Raw genomic sequence first — 18262 nt, forward strand, 5'->3', positions numbered from 1 at the left:
TATTTCCGGTTGTCTGCTCGCGAGGTGGCCGAGATGGACCCTCAGCAACGGCTGACGCTGGAAGTGGCCCACGAAGCACTGTTCGACGCCAATATCAATCCCCAAGCCTTGAACGATCGCCGTGTCGGGGTGTTCGTCGGTGCGGGCATGGCCGAGTACCTGGCCATGGGCTTTGCCGATCCCAACACCATGACACCTCACACGATGTCGGGTGTTTCCTTGGGCATGATTGCCAACCGCCTGTCATACCTGCTCAATCTCGAAGGCCCCAGCCTTACAGTAGATACGGCTTGTTCTTCCTCGCTGACAGCACTTTATATCGCCTGCCAGGCGCTCAATTCCGGTGACTGCGACCTTGCGCTGGTTGCCGGCGTCAATGCCCTGCTCGGGCCGTCGCCATTTGTGGGTCTGTCCCAAGCCCATATGCTGTCGCCGCGTGGTACATCGTTACCATTCGATGCAGACGCCGACGGCTTCGTGCGCGGAGAGGGTTGTGGCGTTATCGTGCTGGGCCGCAGCGACCACCCTTTTCAGGACTTGCGCCGCGTCTATGCTGAAATCATTGGCTGCGAAGCCAACGAGGACGGCAAGACCGCCAGCTTGACCATTCCGTCGGCCGCCCGCCAAACCTCGCTGATGCGACACGCCCTGAAGCGTGCGCGGATTGCCCCTGAACAAGTGGTGTATGTCGAAGCGCATGGGACCGGCACGCCGGTGGGCGATCCCATCGAGGCATCCTCTATTTCCGAAGTGATGGTGGGCAACCGTCGTGCCGCACTTCCCATCGGTTCCGCGAAGGGCCATACCGGTCACCTGGAGACAGGGGCAGGCATCGTGGGTCTGGTGAAAGCCGCGCTATGCCTTCACCATCGCCAGCTTGTCCCTACCGCGGGGCATAATCGCCTGACACCCAAGATCGATGCCGAAGCACTCCGTCTGCGCGTGACGACTGAAGTCGAATCGTTGCCACTCACCGAAACCGGCGACGACCCGGTCATTGGTGTCAGCTCCTACGGTTTCGGCGGCGCAAATGCCTTTGCCTTGCTCAAACCCACCAGCCACCAACCTGAAGCTGGCGGCCAACAGCCCGCTGTGGCGCGGGTGTTGGCAATCAGTTCACACCGCCCAGAAAGCCTAGCCGATCTCGAGGCCGCGCTCACCAGGATACCCTCCCAGGATCGTCCCGACGCCGTGGCTTGGGCAGGCATCGCCTTGCCCGCGCTACGCCATCGACGTGTGCGTCTCGCCGCCGACGGAGACGTCTTTGGTCCTCGCTCGGTTGTGCGCGACGGCGAAGTCAAGGGCGAAACACCGCGACTGATTTTTGCCTACGGAGGCCAAGGGAGCCAGCACCCATCGATGGGCAAGCCCCTCTATGAGCAATTCCCAGCCTTCCGGCAAGCCGTCGATGAAGCGGACCGTCTCTATACGCAAAACGCCGGCTATTCCGTCGTGGAAAACTACGGATTCTGCCGTCGTGAAATGGACGAGTCCGAACTGCTAGAAGTACTCGTCGCACTCCCCTGCATCATCATGATGCAAGTCGGATTGACTGCACTGTTGAAAGCATCAGGCGTAGTGCCTGCCGCGGTGATGGGTCATTCGACCGGCGAAATGACCGGCGCCTGGGCGTGTGGCGCAATCAACCTCGACACCCTGATGTTCCTGACCCATGAGCGCGCGAGCGCTCAAGACAAAATGCAAGCCGGCGCGATGGCGGCATGGTCAGCGGATGAAGAGCAAACCGCGACGATGCTGCAACGGTTTGGCGCTGACGATCAGGTCGTCATTGCTGCACGCAACGGTGAAGAGGCGTTCACGCTCTCCGGCGATGTCCAAGCCATCGAAGCCATCGTAGCCTACGGTCAACAACAAGGCATCCGCACGATCAAGCTCGACGTCCCGCGGGCCTACCACAGCCCGCACGTCGATGCGGTCCTTGAATCATTGAAAGATCGGCTGGACGTCGTAGAGACCAAGGCCTCCACCATTCCCTTCATCTCCTCCGTTACCCATCTGACAGGACTCACCGCGGGAGAGGACCTGACCGCGTCGTATTGGGTCCACAACATCCGCAACGCCGTGGATTTTCACGCAGGCGCCGGCATCGCCGCGAGCCATGGTGACCTTTTCGTAGAGATTTCACCCAGGGCGGTACTTTCAGGCTATCTTGTTGCCAACCATGACCTTGGCGTACTCGCCACCCAAGACCGCAAAATGCCCGGCGACCTCGCGCTGCTGCAGTGCCTGGCCGAACTATTTGTACGCGGGGTGGATGTGGACTGGGCGACGGTTCAATCGCCTGCGCGGTTCGTTTCCATTCCACGCATCCCCTGGAACCACGACACCCCCATACGCAGCGTCAGCTGGAAAGCCCCAACGCAGGCACAACCCGCTGCCGAAATTTCCAACGGCCCCATTACCCTGTCCAGCGCTAACCATGCCTACCTTGCCGATCACAAAGTCGAAGGCGAAATCGTCATGCCTGGCGCAGGGCTCGTCGCCCTCGCGTTGAGGCAAATGCCCAAGGGCATGCACAGTATCGAGTTCCGGCGCTTTCTCCCATTGTGGACTGCCAATGGTGAGACGTCGCTGGAATGGAAACTGGAAGGCGAGCAATGGCAATGGGTCGTTGACGATATCTCCCGGTTTTCCTGTGTTCCTTCGAGTAGTTCGGTTGCACCGAAACAATTGCCCCTCGACGCGGTGCGAGCCCGCTGTCCCGCGACCATAGATGTGACCCGTCTCTACGACTCATTGCGCCAGCATAGCGGGCTCGACTTCGGCCCCTCATTCAGGACGCTCGTCGAACTCCACACCGGCGACACCGAGGCCATCGCACGGATCAAGGTCTCCGACCAGATACCGCACGGTTGGGGGCGGACGGCGGCTCTTCTTGACGGAAGTTTTCAAGCGCTCGCGGCGCTGCGGGGATTGGACGTTCATTGCTACGTTCCCCTGAGCATTTCGCAATTGGATTGGTCTGTCGAGGCCCACCAAAACACCCTGTGGTGTCATGCCACGCTGACAGATATTGGCAAGGATTGGGCACAAGGCGACATTTCGATCCTGGATAGCAACGAGACACTTGTTGGGCGGATCAAGGGCTTGCGCCTGCAACGCGTGAAATCCTCTCGTGCGGCAAGACCCGATGGCTTCACCGTGATTCACGAACCACTCGGCCTGCCAGAAGCGGTACGCCAATGGGACTGGACAGACCCCGCGGCGTGTCTCAAGCAACTTTACGAATACCCGATCGGCAAGCAAACCCTCCGTATCCTTGACCTTTCGACGGAGCTTATTTCCCTGCCGGCCCTCAGCGCCATTGCACCGGCGACACTTTCGAAATATTCGCTCTACATGGTCGCCGCAGCGGCGGTGCCGCCAAATGCCCCGTCCTGGTGCCACGCCTCGGATTGTGACGCAGTGCCTGAAGCGCTCGGTTTCGATATCGTCATCGGCCACAACGGCCATTGCTGGGTAGCGCCGGGGGGCGTACTCGTGCCTTGGCAGGACGTGATCGCGCTGCCCGAGCCACACACGCAATTGAATGATGCTCCGCTCAAGGCGCATCTGCTTGGCTCTGGTCTTGAGGCTTGGCCTGCGCAAGACGCCACAGCGGAACTGGATCTGGCCACTGTCGTCATCGACGCCCGAGAGTCGCTGGAAGATGCCAGTGCGCTCTTGAAGCGTGCGATCACAATGGCCCCTCCACCCGCACTCGTTTTCCTGGTTCGCGAGGATGTCTCGGCCCCTCCTTCTCCGATATGGGGCTTCGTACGGGCCGCACGCAACGAACAACCGCAATTGAACATTTATGCCGCAGGTGTGCCTGCCGCCATGAACGACGCAGGCGTCCAGGCACTACGAGTACTGTGCCAAGCGGGGCTCAGCGCGGATGCCGAACTACGTTGGGATGGCAGCGAATGGAAGGTACGTCGCCTGGTCCCGATCTCGGCACCACCGCTACCGGAAGTCTCCAGCGCGCTTCGACTCGAAGTCACGCAACCAGGCCAATTGGCCAGTTTGCGCTGGCGCGCCGTCAACTCACTGAACGAGGGTCTGGACCCAGACGAAATTCGCGTACAGGTACACGTTGCCCCTTTGAATTTCAAAGACGTCATGCTGGCCCTCGGCATGCTGCCCGGTTATGCGCCCATTCTTGGCATGGAGTGCTGCGGAACCATCGTTGACATCGGCGCGGACGTCCCGCGCCTTTACCCCGAGTTGCAACCCGGTAGAAAAATCCTCGCGTTGGCCCTGACTGCCCAAGAGGGTGAACCGAGAAGAGCGCTCTTCGGTTCAACTGCCGTTGTGCGGGCGAAAAATGCCATTCTCAAACCGGACAATGTGCAAGATATCGACGGCGCGGGCTTCCTCGGTGTCTACACCACCGCGTGGTACGGGCTGCACCATATTGCCCAATTGAAAGCCGGTGAAACCGTGCTGATCCATTCGGCCGCCGGTGGCGTTGGCCAAGCCGCCGTGCAAGTGGCGCGCACGCTTGGCGCAGAGATCATTGCAACGGCCGGCACAGCGGCTAAACGCAAATACCTGTCCGAGGTCCTTGGACTCGACAAAGTATTCGATTCACGTCATCCGCAGGACTTCCAGCGCCACGTGCAGGCCTTGACCAATGGCCGTGGTGTCGACGTGGTACTCAATAGCTTGGCCGGCGATGGCTTGCGCGAGAGCCTACACTGCCTGGCTCCGGGCGGCCGTCATATCGAAATCGGCAAGCGAGATATTCTGGAAAACTCAGCGTTGGGCTTATTGGCGCTGAAGAACAACATCTCGTTCCACAGCGTGCACATCGATGGTCTGGTGGAAACTCATCCGGAACGGATTCGAGCGTTGGTCGAAGAGTGCACGATCCGTCTCGCCTCGGGAAACGCCACCGCACTGCCGAGCACGGTTTTTCCTGCCTCTCGGGCCGTGGAGGCCTTCCGCTTGATGGCTTCGGGTGATCATGTCGGCAAAGTCGTGATCACCATGCCCGACGGCTCCGAAACTGATCAGGAGGAAAAGCTTGCGATCGAAGCCATTGCGCAAGCGATTTTCTCTGTCGACGACGTTCTCCTGGTCACAGGTGGGATGGGCGGGATCGGCTTGGCATTGACGCGTTTCTTGGCGGAACGGGGCGCCGGACGAATCCTTCTCGGCGGGCGTCGCACCACAGAGACTGGACGTGCAGCCGTTGTCCTTGAAGGCATCCGGCGAGACCATCCTCGCTGCCGCATCGACATCGTGCCTCTTGACCTTCGCGAAGACGATCAACTGGTTGCCTTGTTCTCCCGGGAGCCAGGCATTACCGGGGTGTTCCACCTGGCGACTGCGTTCAAGGCCGAACCAGCAAGCGCTATCGACCGCGAATCACTCGAAACGTGGACAGTGAAGGCCGGCGCTGCGTGGCGACTGCATCAGTTGACAGCACACAAGGCGCTTCGCCATTTTGTTCTGTTCTCCTCCTTGGGAGGGCTTCACGGCAATCCCCATCAAGCGGTCTATGTTGCCGCCAACGCAGCGCTGCATGAGGTGGCGCGCCACCGCCGCACGCAAGGCTTGCCTGCGATAGCCATTGACTTGCCGATCATGCTGGGCGCGGGCCGACTGAGTCAGGCAGAGCATTTACTTGAACTTCAAATCAATACGGGCAGGGGCTTCGCCGCGATTTCCTACACTGATCTGGAAGGATGGCTGGAGAGGCTGTTCGTCAATCCGCAATCCTCTGCGCCCGTCATTGCGCTGGATGCTCCGCTATGGCGAGGTTACTGGTCGCTGTCTCCCACCCAACGCTCTTTCTTTTCGCACTTGGTTCCTGCCGGGGCACAGAATGAGCAAGCCGATTCGCTGGAGCTCTCCCATATTCAAGATCCTCAGGCCGTCGAAGAGGCGATCTGTGCAGCGGTCGCGGCCCTGCTCGGTGCCCAGTCCGAGGAAATCGAGCCAGAAACTCCTTTGGCGAACCTGGGTCTTGATTCCCTTGCCGCCGTTGAGCTGCTTGTCTGGGTGCGCAAAACCTATGGTGTCGAGGTGTCTCAAAGCAAGCTGCTCACCGGCGCCAGCGTATCGACCCTGGTTGACCTGATAGTGGGCGACATCAAACAAAAACAGGTAACCGCCCCCACTGTCGACTGTTCGGAAATCGAGCGCATCGTGCAAAGCCAGATTGCTAGCTTGCTCGGCGCGCAACCCGATGAAATCGAGCTTGACGCTCCGCTGATGGACTTCGGTCTGGATTCGCTTGCGGCGGTCGAGTTGCTGGTCTGGGCCCGGCAGAATTATGGGGTCGAGATCTCGCAGAGCTCGTTGTTGACCGGGGCGACAACGGAATCGTTGGTCCAGGCCATTGCCGCAAAAGCCACCGCCCGGCAGCGGACGGCTGCGCCGATCACCCCACCTGTAGTTCCAGCCTCGCCCACGCCCGAAAGGTCGGGGCATGAACCCATCGAGGGCCACAAGCCAAGCAGCGCGCAAATGGCCAGCGATGCGCCCGCTTCCATCGACAAGACGGCGTTGTCGATTGTCGTCGCCCCCACGGCAGACCCGGCGCCATGCCTGGTGTCGATCCCGCTGAGCGCTCATGACCCGGTTCTTTCCGGCGCCCACACGCTGTACCTCCCATCCTCGCTGACCCTGGAGTCGGTGCAGCAACTGAGCAAAACATTGAGCGCCAATCGTCAGCCGTTGGTGATTCGTGCTCAACCCAATAGCGTGCATTTCTGCCTGGGCATGGACCTTGCCCAGGCAACGTTTGGCGATTCTCTAATGAGCCAGGGCCTGGAGCATTTCGCAAAACTGGCCAAGCAGCTTGAAACAGCCTCGATGCCGATTATTTGCGTCGTTGAAGGGGACTGTCGCGGCGGAGGCATGCTGTTCCCCAGCCTCGCCTCAATTGTGCTCGCCACCCCCGCTGCTTCGTTCGGCTTTCCTGAAGTCCGCCGAGGCGGCCTGCCGGGCATCGTCAGTGTCGCTGCCCAACGCCGTCTCAGCCCTTCCGTCTGTCGCAGGCTGATGCTGACGGGCGATCCGCTCGACGCCGACGCAGCGAGCCAGTACGGAATGGTTGATTTTGTCGGTTCGAAAGATGAAGTTGAAAAAGAGCTGAAGCGGCTATTGGGACGCTTCGCGACGATCGAGCCTGACCTGCTTCAACGCTGCCAAACGCAGTGCCCTGCTTCCGATATGGACTCGGCACTGGTGATGATGGGGGGCCTGGGACAGACCTCACCCGAAGCATCCGATACATCCGAGCCTTTGGTTCGTTTGCTTCACGACTCGACCGATGGGCTGGCCGTCCTGGAACTGAACGACCCCCTCCATAACAACGCAATCGATAAGCCCTTGGCGGAAGAACTTCGCCAGGCAGTGAGGGCCTTGAAGCAATTGGAGGATGTGCGTGCGGTTATCTTTCAAGGCGCAGGTCCGCACTTTTGCGTGGGTGTCAATCCTTACCGGCTGATGGCGCAAGTCAGACAAATGCCCGTGCTGAGCGCCGCCCACCTGACGTTTGAAATCTACAGCGCCTTTGTCAGTATCCGTGAGCTTGAGGTGCCAGTCATCGCCGTGGTTCACGGCAAGATTGTCGGCGGCGGCTTGGCAGCTATGCTCAATGCCGATTACCGGATCTGTACCGACGACGCTACGTTCAATCTGGGAAATCTGTCTCGTGGCGTCTGCCCCGGCATGCTTCTCTCCGAGTCCCTTGAGCGACTGGTCGGTCACCGCTGGGCAAACGAGCTCTATCTGAACGACTACACGTTGACGGCCAGACAGGCTCTGGAAATGGGTCTGGTCAATGAAATGCACGCCAGCCTTGACCAGGCAAAAGCCAGCGCCCATGCAATGGCCCAACGAATCGCCAAACATCCCGCCATGGGGGTCCGTGCGACACTTTCGTTAATGCGCCCGCCCCTGGATCTGGCCCGTTTGGCCCGCGAGAGTCTGGGCATCGCGCGCTGCAACGTTCAAGGGCAGGCTTTCACCGGGGCCTGGCAGGGCGATATTCGCAGGCCGCCTGCTCCAGCTATGGTGATCCCTCTCTCCGCGTCTTCGCCAAGCCAAGGCCCCATCGGTGATTCGGTCACCGCGACAGCCACTGTCGTGAACGACCTCGAACAAGCCGCCCGCGCAAAAAGCGTCGGCATTCAGGCGATGGAACTCTACTTCCCGAATCATATGGCGTTGCAGGCTGACATGGAGCGCCATAACGATTGTGAAGGCAAATATACGGTGGGCTTGGGTCAGGAAGCCGTAACGTTCTGCGGTGACAACGAAGATGCAGTGTCCATGTCACTCACCGCGGTACAGCGCTTAATGGAGCGCTATGGTATCGACTGGTCACAGATCGGGCGCTTGGAGGTTGGAACCGAAAGCCAAGTGGATCGAAGCAAAAGCATAAAGTCCTACCTGATGCAGCTCTTCGAGGATCATGGCAATTGCAATATCGAAGGCGTCGACACCTATAACGCCTGCTACGGTGGAACTTCTGCATTGTTCAACACCGTGGCGTGGTGCCAGAGTGAAGCTTGGGACGGCCGGCTCGGACTCGTCGTCTGTGTCGATATCGCCGATCTGAACGCGGACCAGTCCTACCTCAATGGGGCAGCCGCGGTCGCCATGCTGGTAGGACCAAACGCCGCATTGGTCATGAAACCGGAAAGAGCCACCCATATGCTGCACCGGTGGGACTTCTATAAACCGGTCGGTTGGCAAGATCCCTTCCCCTTGATGCGCGATGGCAAACACAGCATCGATGTCTATACCGCGTGCCTGGATGGCTGTCAGAAATTGCTGACGCAACGCATGGGGACCGACGGTCTGCTTCGCCAACATGACCATTTTGTCTTTCATTGCACCAGCACGTATCTGGTCAAACGGGCATTCGACCGGATCATCGAAAACGAGGAGCCCCGGCTTACCCTGCGGGAGAAGCGTACGTTGTTCGAAACGATGGTACAGCCCAGCACATTGCTCACCCGACAGATCGGCTCGACTTATACCGCCTCGGTCTACGTCAACCTGTACTCGCTGCTGCTGAACCAATACGAAGACATCGTCGGCAAGACTGTCGGCATTTATTCCTACGGCTCTGGCGCCAGTGCGAGCCTCTACCGACTTGAGGTGGTAAAACCGCCGCAGATCGATCGCGACATCAATCAAGCGCTTCAATCCCGGCGCTGCTATGATCCCGCAGCGTTTGTCCAACTGACCCAGGAATATTCAAACGCATACGGACGCTTCGATTACGTGCCGGTCGAGCGTAACGACAAGGTGCCAGGCGTGTTTTACTTGAGCGAAGTAGACGAATGGGGACGCCGCACTTATGTGCAAGAGCAGCCGGCTGTCGAATTGACCGCAGACCGGAAAGGCGCAGCCCATGGATGAGCAGGCGCTTGCCGTCAACATTGAGACGCCGCTCAGTGCTGCCGCGGCGTCCGACCTGTTCCTGTTGCCCGGTACGCTCGTATCGGGCTTCAGGCAGGAGGCTTCGACACATTTACCGTTGCGCCGGATCCTGTTGACGGGCGCAACCGGTTTCATTGGCGTGCACATACTCAAGGAATTGCTCAAACAGACGGATGCCAGAATTCACTGCCTCGTACGGGCAGCCGATCGCACCGCGGGCTTGGCTCGGCTTAACGCCGCCATGGGCGCCTACGGCCTCGATACAGGGCCGCTGGAAGATCGAGTGGTCATCGAAATCGGAGACCTCGGCGAACCGCGGTGCGGATTGCGTCCCGCGCGCTGGGAAGCCTTGTCGAGCGATATCGATGCCATTGTTCACAATGGCGCCTCGGTCAACTTTGTCCTGCCTTATTCGGAGTTGCGATCCGCCAATGTCGATGCGACGCGTTGGCTGCTGCGATTGGCGGCGCCGACCGCTTGCCGGTTCCTCTACATTTCCACCACCATGGCGGTGACTCCCGCCGACGGTGCAACGCAGCCTGATCGAAACAGGATTCTTGAAACGGATCCTCATCCGCCGATCACGGCGCTGGGTGGGGGTTACGGTCAGTCCAAGTGGGCAGCCGAGCGGTTGGTGGAACTCGGAGCCGCCGCGGGTATTACGGCGGCGATATTACGAGTGGGCACGGTGATCGGCGATGTCCGTTCAGGCCACCGGCCGGAATACCAACTGCAATCGCGCCTGGCTACCGCCTCAATGTCAGCGGGACTTTTACCTGCAGTCGAAGGACCGATCGACCTCGTTCCGGTGGAATATATTGCCCAGGCGACGATTGCCCTTTTGGCACCGTCAGGCCTCCCTTCCGAGGGGGTTTATCATCTAGCCAATCCGCGCCCCTTATCGGGCGCCGAGTGGCAAGCGGCAGTGCGTCGCCTCGGGTTGAATCTACAGGTGTTGCCCATGGAGCAATGGCTTGCGGCGATGCGAGAGGCGGCGAAGCAGAACCCTGACCATCCCCTCGCTTCGCTGGTGCGAGGAAAGACCCTCGCGACCGGCTTACGGGAAATTCAGCAGGCCCTGCCGATCTACGATTGCCACCGAACGTTGGCCGCGTTGGCGGAGAGTGGCGTCGCTTGCCCGTTGCCCGATGACACGCTAGTTGCTCGCCTGCTCCAAACGCAGCCTTGACTTGGACGCCATGACAGATGGACCAGAGGACAACGGGACAATGGATGTGCATATGGAAGCTACGCCTACAGCACGAGAATCACTTGTGCGCCTGGAGCACAGCAAGATAACCACCGCTGACGCGTTGGCATTCTATGACACCCTCGCCCCAACGACCTTGTCTTGCCTCTCGGGACGCTGGCGAGGCGCAAGTTTGCAGACCGGGCATCCTATCGATGGCCTGTTGGAAAAGTTTGGCTGGTATGGCAAGGAATTCAACAGTGAGGAAAATGTGCATCCATTGTTATTTGAACGACGCAGCGGGGATACGCTGTCGCTCAACCCTCTCTTCATGCCCATAGGCCTGCTCATGCATCATCCAAAACTACTTCATCAACGTGCCGCCAGTACGCTCTTCAAACTCTTGCTTCCGCTTTTGCGGACCCATCGACATAAGGCTCGTCTGCGCATGATGGAGTACCGTGGCGTTATCAGTGCCACGATGGTGTATGACGATCTCCCTATCATAGATACATTCCGCCGAGTTGATGACGACACCTTGGTGGGGTTGATGGATCTACGAGGCATGAATCAAGCGTTCTTCTTTATCCTACGAAGATGTCGGTAAAACTGAGTATCGCACTTTGGCAGAACAGGGTCATCAAGCTATTTTATCACACACTTGTTTTAATATAGCTGTATTGCTTTCTAAGATACCCCCTCACTACCCCCGAATCCAATTTTATTAAACAAACAATGAAGGCTCGGCCAAAACGCCTAGTACATGCCAGCCGAGCCAGTCTCAGAGCCATGATAGGAATAGTACAGCTCTGCTGGACTATTATACCCTATAAGAAGAACAGCCCTTATTTCATTCTTTTTTAGCTTTCTCCAATGCATCCAAGCGCGCATCTAACTCGCGAATGGATTCGATTAGTGGCGCCACAAGCTTTTGGTAATCGACTTGCAAATGGTCACCTTGTTTACGCGTGATATCAGGATAGATTTTTTCTACGTCCTGCGCAATCAATCCGATATCGTGTTTCCCGCTGTCCAGCCACTCGTAAGAAACCCCTTTTAATTGAAGAATTTTATCAGTAGAACCCTGTAAGGGCTGCACATTTTGCTTTAGATCCCGATCACTGAAGGGGCAGCATATTCCTCCAATATTTCTTGGGTCGGCGCTTTCATCAGGAGTATTTTCTAACGCGGCCACACAGACAGTTGTGACGAGGAGCATGGCGAAGCCAGTAGCAAAGCGAGCCGTAGAGGCGATATTGTTTGACATTGAGAATCTCCGGTGTGTGAGCTTCCGGCGATCATGATCTTCGCCCTGTTCAAGGCCTATAGGATTTGTCCCGAATTTCGAGTGACAGCTCAGAAATATACTCTTGGCTGGAGGTAGGCTTTTGAACTCTTACTTAACAGTTGCTGAGATAATATTTTCTATCTTGACTTTACCTTAGCACCTTGGATCGAGAGGGAGCGCCAATCTCAAGGGTTACCTCAGCCCAACAGGGCGCGCCAAAATGAAGCACCATTTAAACTCAGCATTGCCTCTATAGACGTTTTTAATCGCTTCAGAGCATGACCCCCACTGATTTTCATGCCATGCCTGACCACAGGTCGAAGCAGATGGATATCTTAAGCGTTGGCTCAAGCTAGACCTGAAAAGGACTACCGAGTGCGATCCATGAATCTATGGTCACCCCCGTTTTTGCAATACTGATTAGCGGGCGAAGTGGTTGGCTTGCTTAAATCTATCCGGCGTCTATCTGGGGCATGCCCCGCGCCATGATGAGAGTCGCGCCTGACGATCCTAAAAACCCCAGCGGCTTCATATAGCCGGTTTATGGATCAGGTTCTTCACCAGGCCGGTGGGCCGTTCACGTCATTCGTTATTCAGCTATCGCAAAACCTGAAAGGTAAATCGTGGTGCTGCAACAACCGCAGGGTCAAGCACTCAAGGTGTCTGGCCCTGCTTCAAACTCGGTATGGTGGGTCGCTATCGCCCAGGCGATGCGCGCCAGCTTGTTGGCCAAGGCACAGGCCACCACATTGGAATGCCGTCGCATCAGTAGCGAGCGCACCCAATCGGCCAGAGCCCCTTTCTGGTGTTCCAGCCGCTGCATGTAAACCCGGGCGCACTGAACCAGCAGTCGTCTGAGATTCTTGTCACCGCGCTTGCTGATCCCCAGCAAATTCGCCTTGCCGCCCGTGCTGTACTGCCGGGGCACCAAGCCAACGGACGCGGCGAAGTCGCGACTGCATCCATACTGCTGGCCGTCACCCATTTCCACAGCCAGCAGGCTGGCGGTGATCGGTCCGACACACGGCAGGCTCAGCAAACGGCTACCCAGATCATCGTTGGCCAGTTGGCCTGCCAGTTCTTTATCCAGCTCTTTGATCTGTCCATCCAAATAGACAAAGTGGTCATGCAGCCGTTGCAACAGCACCGTCAATCGAACAGGAAGTTCATGTTCGGCCAGGACACTGGACAGGCGTTTCATGATGGCCAGCCCTCTTGGCAGACTGATGCCAAACTCCAGCAAGAAGCCGTGCATCTGGTTGGCTGTTTTGGTGCGGTCGCGCACCAGCGACTCACGCAGACGATGCAATACAGAAAGCGTCTGCTGGGCCTCGGTTTTGGGCGAGACAAAGCGCATCGACGGGCGCGACGCGGCTTCACAAATCGCCTCGGCATCGACGAAATCGTTTTTGTTGCCTTTGACGAAGGGCCGAACGAACTGCGGTGAAATCAGCTTGGCTTGATGCCCCATGATCATCAGTTCGCGAGCGACGAAATGTGCACCAGCACAGGCCTCCATCACTACGGTGCATGCAGGGAGATTGCCGAAGAACCTCATCATCTGCTGCCGTGAGAGCTTCTTGCGAAACACCTCTCGACCCGATTTGTCCTGGCCGTGCAGGTGAAAACTGTGTTTGCCGAGATCGATACCGACCAGCGCTGATTCGCTCATGAAGATGGCCTCCGAAAATAAAACACCCTGCGAAAGCGTAGCCCTCGCGGGGTGTCGGGGGGGACCATCTCATTACCCCACCTACCCCAAGGTGGGTCAACGGTTTACTGTGGTATCTCCGGTGAGCAGTTCCACGGCAGCAAGGCTTCGTAGTCTTCGATCGACGAGGCATACGGCAACCGCTCCAGTACGTGGCGCAGCCACGTATAGGGGTCCTGGCCGTTGAGCTTGGCGGTCTCGACCAGGCTGTAGATTTGGGCGCTGGCGGTGGCACCCTTGGGTGTATCGCTGAACAGCCACGCCTTGCGTCCTATTACAAACGGCTTGATCGCTCTTTCTGCCGCATTGTTGTCGATGGGTAAAAAAACCGCTTCGACATAGCGCTCCAGACGGCTCCAGTTGTTCACCAGATAATGCACGGCCTTACCCAGTGCACTTTGCGTCGTGACTTGCGGTTGGGTTTTATCCAGCCAGCTTTTTAGTTGGGTCAGGATCGGCAAGCTCTTTTCCTGACGAGCGATAAACCGTTGTTCATCGCTGGCGTCTTTAGATTCGCGTTCAATGCCGTACAGTTTGTTGATCATCGTCAGCGCGATATCAGCCCTCCCGGTTTTACCCTTGGGCTGCACTTTTTGCGCATCCACGAACTTGCGTCGTGCATGAGCCATGCACGCCAGTCGCTCCACGCCCGGCTGCAACGCCAAGGCGTTATAGCCGGCGTAATCATCGGTCATCACGTAACCGCGATAACTTTCAAGCAAGCGCAACGGTACGTCCTGCGCGCGGCTGGAGGTGTAGTCGAACAGCACGACTTTCTTGTCCGGCGGGCCGCTGACCTGCACCCACATCCAGGATGTGACTGGTCGGGTCGCGATCCGGCTCCTTCAACACCTGGACGCGGGTTTCATCACAGTGGATCACCGGGCTTTCCAGCAAGCGGTCGCGCATCAAATTCAGCAGTGGCTGGAAGTGTTCGCTGCACTGGATCACCCAGCGCGCCAGTGTCTGGCGCGCAATCTCGACGCCATGTCGGCTGAGCACGGTTTCAAACCGGTGCAACGGCAAGCCATCGACGTACTTGGTAGTCAGCAGCATCGCCAGCACGCTGGGGCTGGCCATGCTCTTTTCGATCAACTGGGCAGGTATGTCAGCCGTGACCGGGGCGGTTTCACAGCCCCGGCAACCGTAGACCTTGCGGATGTGCCTGATGACACGGATCTGCATCGGCACGATGTCCAGTTGTTCGCTGGTTTCTTCGCCGATGGCGTGTTTGCGGCAACCGCAGGCACAGGTCAGTTCGTGTTCGGGCAGTTCGTGGATGATTTCGATACGCGGCAGATCGGCCGACAACGGCTTGCGCTTGCCACGGCGCGGCGTCGGCGCAACGGCTTCTTCGTCAGGGTCATCAACGAGCGGCATAGGCTCGCTTTCGGGCTCGTTGAACAGCGCCAGTTGCGGCGTGTTGGGCTCGACAGTCTGTTCCGACTTGCGCCCGAACAAGCGGTCGCGCAGCAACTTGATCTGCTCTTTCAGGTCGACGATGTGAGTTTGATAAGCCTGGGCCACGTCTTCCTGGCGACTGAGTGCCTCAAGTAGCAGTTGCTTGAGCAAAACAGGATCATCAGGAAGGTCGTCGGGCAGGGAAATCATGGCCCGGATTATACCGGGTCAGGCTACGTAGCGTGGGGTCAAAACCTGATGAGGGCGGTTGCGCCAAAGGTCAAACCGTCGAGTAACCAGTTGAGCTCCTGGACCGTCAGGACGATCGCTTCGTCGCTGGCATCGGGCGAAGTTTTAAAACGCTCGGATTCGAGGCGCTTGAGCCAGAGGCAGAAGCCGTTGCGCTCCCAATACAATATCTTCACTCGGTTGCGTGGCTTGTTGAGGAAGACGAAAAGCACAGGATCGAACACCGCCACTTTGATGTCCAGCTCGACCAGAGCGGCGAGGCCATCAATGGATTTTCGAAAATCCACGGGCTTGGGGTAGAGGTAAACTTTTTCGACTTTTGCATCGGGTCGCATCATGGCGGACTTGCTCCAGAAAAGGATCGGGAGCACAGCATCAGATTTCAACTTGAGGCTTTGAATGTGTAGGTGATGGATCGCTTACAGAACAAGGACGGTAAGCGCGACCCGGAAATGCATCAGACCAAGAAAGGCAACCAATTCTGCTTCGGTGCCAAAGCCCACATCGGCGTTGACGATGAGTCGGGCCTGGTGCACATCGTGGTGGTTACTGCGGCCAATGTTGCGGACGTCACGCAGGTCGACAAGCTCCTGCGCGGCGAGGAAAACGTGGTCTGCGCCGATGCCGGTTATACCGGGGTCGAGAAACGTGAAGAGCACGCGGAGCGTGAGGTCATTTTGGTAGGTTGCAGCCCGACGCAGCACTTACAAAAAGCACGGAAAACCCAGTGCCTTGTACAAAGCGGCTGCGCAAGATCGAGAAGGCCAAGGCTCAGGTTCGCGCCAAGGTCGAGCACCCGTTTCGGGTAATCAAGCGCCAGTTTGGTTATGAAAAGGTGCGCTTTCGAGGGTTGACCAAGAACACTGCTCAGATGTGACATTGTTCGCCCTGTCAAACCTGTGGATGGCGCGTCGACATTTATTGGCGGGCACAGAAGAGGTGCGTGTAATACAGCAAATGGCAGTTGCGAAGCGCCTTGCAGCGGCCGGAAGGGCTGAAAAATGAAGAAAATGGATCCAATTTCAACGAAGGTCGTTTTTTGAAAAGTACTGACGGCTCGATAGCCGGAAAATATCCGGCTACTTCAGATCATCCCTAAAAGCGCACTGGAATATGTAAGCATGTAGATTTCTTTTTTTGCCACCGAGATTTTTATTTCGCAATGGGTCGTTATTGAAAATATTGAAGTTTCAAATAAATGCATATATGTAATGCTGTTGTGTTACTCGTTGTTATAAAGTGGGGCTATCATTGCTTCGTCTATGCACTTCATTGCAGGGCTGTGTTATTGGGCTACATCTCGTCCAGGGTCTGGAGCGATTTGGTGTCGCGATGTGCATTTTGAAATAAGATTTTCCTACAGTGTATTTTGTCTTTGTGATAGCCTTGCTGGGCGGTTTTTATGTGCGGTGCTGGATCTCATAATTGAAGGTTGCAGCTTTGCATGCTTGATGACGGTGTAGCGTCGGGCCTGTGATGGAAAATGCTGTCGTTAAGAGGCCGCTTATTTGTATTTTAATTTCAATAATTTATGTCGTTAGCGTGGGATTTATGTTGTTAATGACGATCAGGCGGAGCGCAGAATGAAAAATAATCTATGGCGAGTCCCAGTGCTATCGCTTGCACTTGGTGTCATGGGCTTTTCTGGTATGTCATTAGGAGGTGCGGAGCGAGGTGATATGCTTTTTGATCGCAGCAACACCAGCGATCAGGCCTCATCGTCTGCCGTAGCACCTGCGAATGTTGCACCAATAATTTTGCAAATGGCCACCGAGTATCCTGAGACATCAATGCCGGGTGAGGGGCTTGCCACGTTTGCAGATGAGGTAATTCGCCGTACCCGAGGCGGGATAATACCGAAGCCAACATTTGATGCAAGCGCCGGTTTTAAATCATCAGAAATGCTAGACGCAATTCGGGATGGTAAAGTGCAAATTGGTGATGCATTTGGTGGTGCGTTGGGTCAGGTTGATCCGATATTCTTACTCCCATCCCTACCGTTTGTGGCTACGTCAATCGATCAAGCTCGCCGTTTGGCCGATATGGCTCGTGCGGATTATGCGAGAGCTTTTGAGGTGCAGGGACAGCACCTTCTCTATATCACTCCTTGGCCGTCCACTGGCCTATGGTCACGCCACCCGATTGAAACCATTGATGATCTACAAGGGTTATCGATACGCACCTATGATGAAACTTCTGCCGTGGTTATGCGCACAGCAGGAGCGACCGCGCAGAATTTATCATTTACTGATGCGATGCCACGTTTGGCGGACGGATCGGTGAATGCTGTGCTGTCATCGGGTGACGGCGGAGCTGGACGAAAACTCTGGAAATATCTGCCTTACTTTAGCGCTATAAACTATGCTATGCCGTTATCCTTCACTACAATAAATGCCACTACATGGCAAGCGATGACCCCAGACCAGCGGGATGTCATAACTGTTGCGGCCAAAGTAACCGAAGAGAAACAGTGGTCACGATTGGGTCAGCGACTGGCTGAGAATACTGCACGGATGCGCGCCAATGGTGTGATAATTCAAAGTCATCCGGCGCCGGCTATACAAGAAGCCTTGCGAAAAGCTGGGTTTGGCACGTTGAAAATATGGCAGTCGCGCATGGGGCCGCACGGAGGGGTTCTGAAAAAGTATCTCGTTGAAACACGGCCATAATAAGTCCAAAGCTGAGAATTTCTCGGCTAAAGAGGACTCCTATCTTTTTAGTGGGGTTGGATACCGTGCACGAGTCACGGTTCCTGGATGACTGCACGAAGCGGAAATTAAGGATTCCATTACTGCTGGTTTGGTAGGAAGAGAGGCCTGGCGGCGGCAAAAACTGAGTGCAACACCTGACCTTTCCGGTACGGTGATGGCCCTATGCCTTATTCCGAACTCAGCGTTGAAGAGCGCGCCACCATTTAAATCGGTGATGCCCAAGGCTTTAGCCTGCGTAGGATTGCCTGCTTGATCAACCGATCCCCTTCGACCATCAGCCGGGAGCTGCGCCGCAATCGAGTTGT

The 18262-nt window shown here is 56.9% G+C and carries 8 protein-coding genes and 2 pseudogenes; 6 read left to right on the forward strand and 4 right to left on the reverse strand.

Going from position 1 to position 18262, the window contains the following annotated elements; genetic code table 11:
* Positions 1-9 precede the first annotated feature (9 nt).
* From DK870_RS28820 to DK870_RS28830, 3 genes are read left to right on the forward strand one after another with little or no spacing between them, the layout of a single operon-like run.
* Positions 10-9387 (forward strand): type I polyketide synthase, encoded by a 9378-nt coding sequence (locus tag DK870_RS28820; protein ID WP_256679948.1) that lies wholly within the window; start codon positions 10-12, stop codon positions 9385-9387.
* A complete protein-coding gene (locus DK870_RS28825; protein ID WP_161550397.1) occupies positions 9380-10597 on the forward strand; it encodes a thioester reductase domain-containing protein in 1218 nt (405 codons plus the stop codon). The genes DK870_RS28820 and DK870_RS28825 overlap by 8 nt, the downstream gene beginning before the upstream one ends.
* Before the next feature lie 40 nt (positions 10598-10637).
* Complete coding sequence (locus tag DK870_RS28830; protein ID WP_218580680.1) at positions 10638-11204, forward strand: DUF4334 domain-containing protein; 567 nt, start codon at positions 10638-10640, stop codon at positions 11202-11204.
* Positions 11205-11447: 243 nt separating this feature from the next.
* Here the strand turns inward: DK870_RS28830 and DK870_RS28835 are convergent, their stop codons facing one another.
* From DK870_RS28835 to tnpB, 4 genes and pseudogenes are all read right to left on the reverse strand, one after another.
* On the reverse strand, positions 11448-11864 hold the full coding sequence (locus DK870_RS28835) for a tail fiber domain-containing protein (RefSeq protein WP_161550398.1): 417 nt from the start codon (positions 11862-11864) through the stop codon (positions 11448-11450).
* Between the two features lie 667 nt (positions 11865-12531).
* Complete coding sequence (locus tag DK870_RS28840) at positions 12532-13557, reverse strand: IS110 family transposase (RefSeq protein WP_161550399.1); 1026 nt, start codon at positions 13555-13557, stop codon at positions 12532-12534.
* Between the two features lie 104 nt (positions 13558-13661).
* Positions 13662-15207: pseudogene (locus tag DK870_RS28845) on the reverse strand (IS66 family transposase).
* 38 nt (positions 15208-15245) lie between these two features.
* Entirely contained in the window at positions 15246-15584 is a 339-nt protein-coding gene (gene tnpB / locus DK870_RS28850) for an IS66 family insertion sequence element accessory protein TnpB (protein ID WP_256679949.1), read from the reverse strand.
* Between the two features lie 84 nt (positions 15585-15668).
* On the opposite strand from tnpB, the pseudogene DK870_RS28855 reads away from it, so the two are divergent.
* The 3 genes and pseudogenes from DK870_RS28855 to DK870_RS28865 all read left to right on the forward strand — a co-directional run.
* A pseudogene (locus DK870_RS28855) lies at positions 15669-16251 on the forward strand (IS5 family transposase); the annotation flags it as partial.
* A 578-nt stretch (positions 16252-16829) separates the two neighbouring features.
* Positions 16830-17915 (forward strand): TRAP transporter substrate-binding protein, encoded by a 1086-nt coding sequence (locus DK870_RS28860; protein ID WP_218580681.1) that lies wholly within the window; start codon positions 16830-16832, stop codon positions 17913-17915.
* A gap of 249 nt (positions 17916-18164) precedes the next feature.
* A partial coding sequence (locus tag DK870_RS28865) for a helix-turn-helix domain-containing protein (RefSeq protein WP_372241746.1) occupies positions 18165-18262 on the forward strand: 98 nt, incomplete at its 3' end.

Source organism: Pseudomonas sp. Q1 (genome assembly GCF_009935975.1).
Classification (GTDB): Bacteria; Pseudomonadota; Gammaproteobacteria; order Pseudomonadales; family Pseudomonadaceae; genus Aquipseudomonas; species Aquipseudomonas palleroniana.

Coding starts and splice junctions, on each gene's coding strand:
- DK870_RS28825 (WP_161550397.1), top strand. CDS start 9,380: ATGGATGAGCAGGCGCTTGCCGTCAACATTGAGACGCCGCTCAGTGCT.
- DK870_RS28830 (WP_218580680.1), top strand. CDS start 10,638: ATGGATGTGCATATGGAAGCTACGCCTACAGCACGAGAATCACTTGTG.
- DK870_RS28835 (WP_161550398.1), bottom strand. CDS start 11,864: ATGTCAAACAATATCGCCTCTACGGCTCGCTTTGCTACTGGCTTCGCC.
- DK870_RS28840 (WP_161550399.1), bottom strand. CDS start 13,557: ATGAGCGAATCAGCGCTGGTCGGTATCGATCTCGGCAAACACAGTTTT.
- tnpB (WP_256679949.1), bottom strand. CDS start 15,584: ATGATGCGACCCGATGCAAAAGTCGAAAAAGTTTACCTCTACCCCAAG.
- DK870_RS28860 (WP_218580681.1), top strand. CDS start 16,830: ATGAAAAATAATCTATGGCGAGTCCCAGTGCTATCGCTTGCACTTGGT.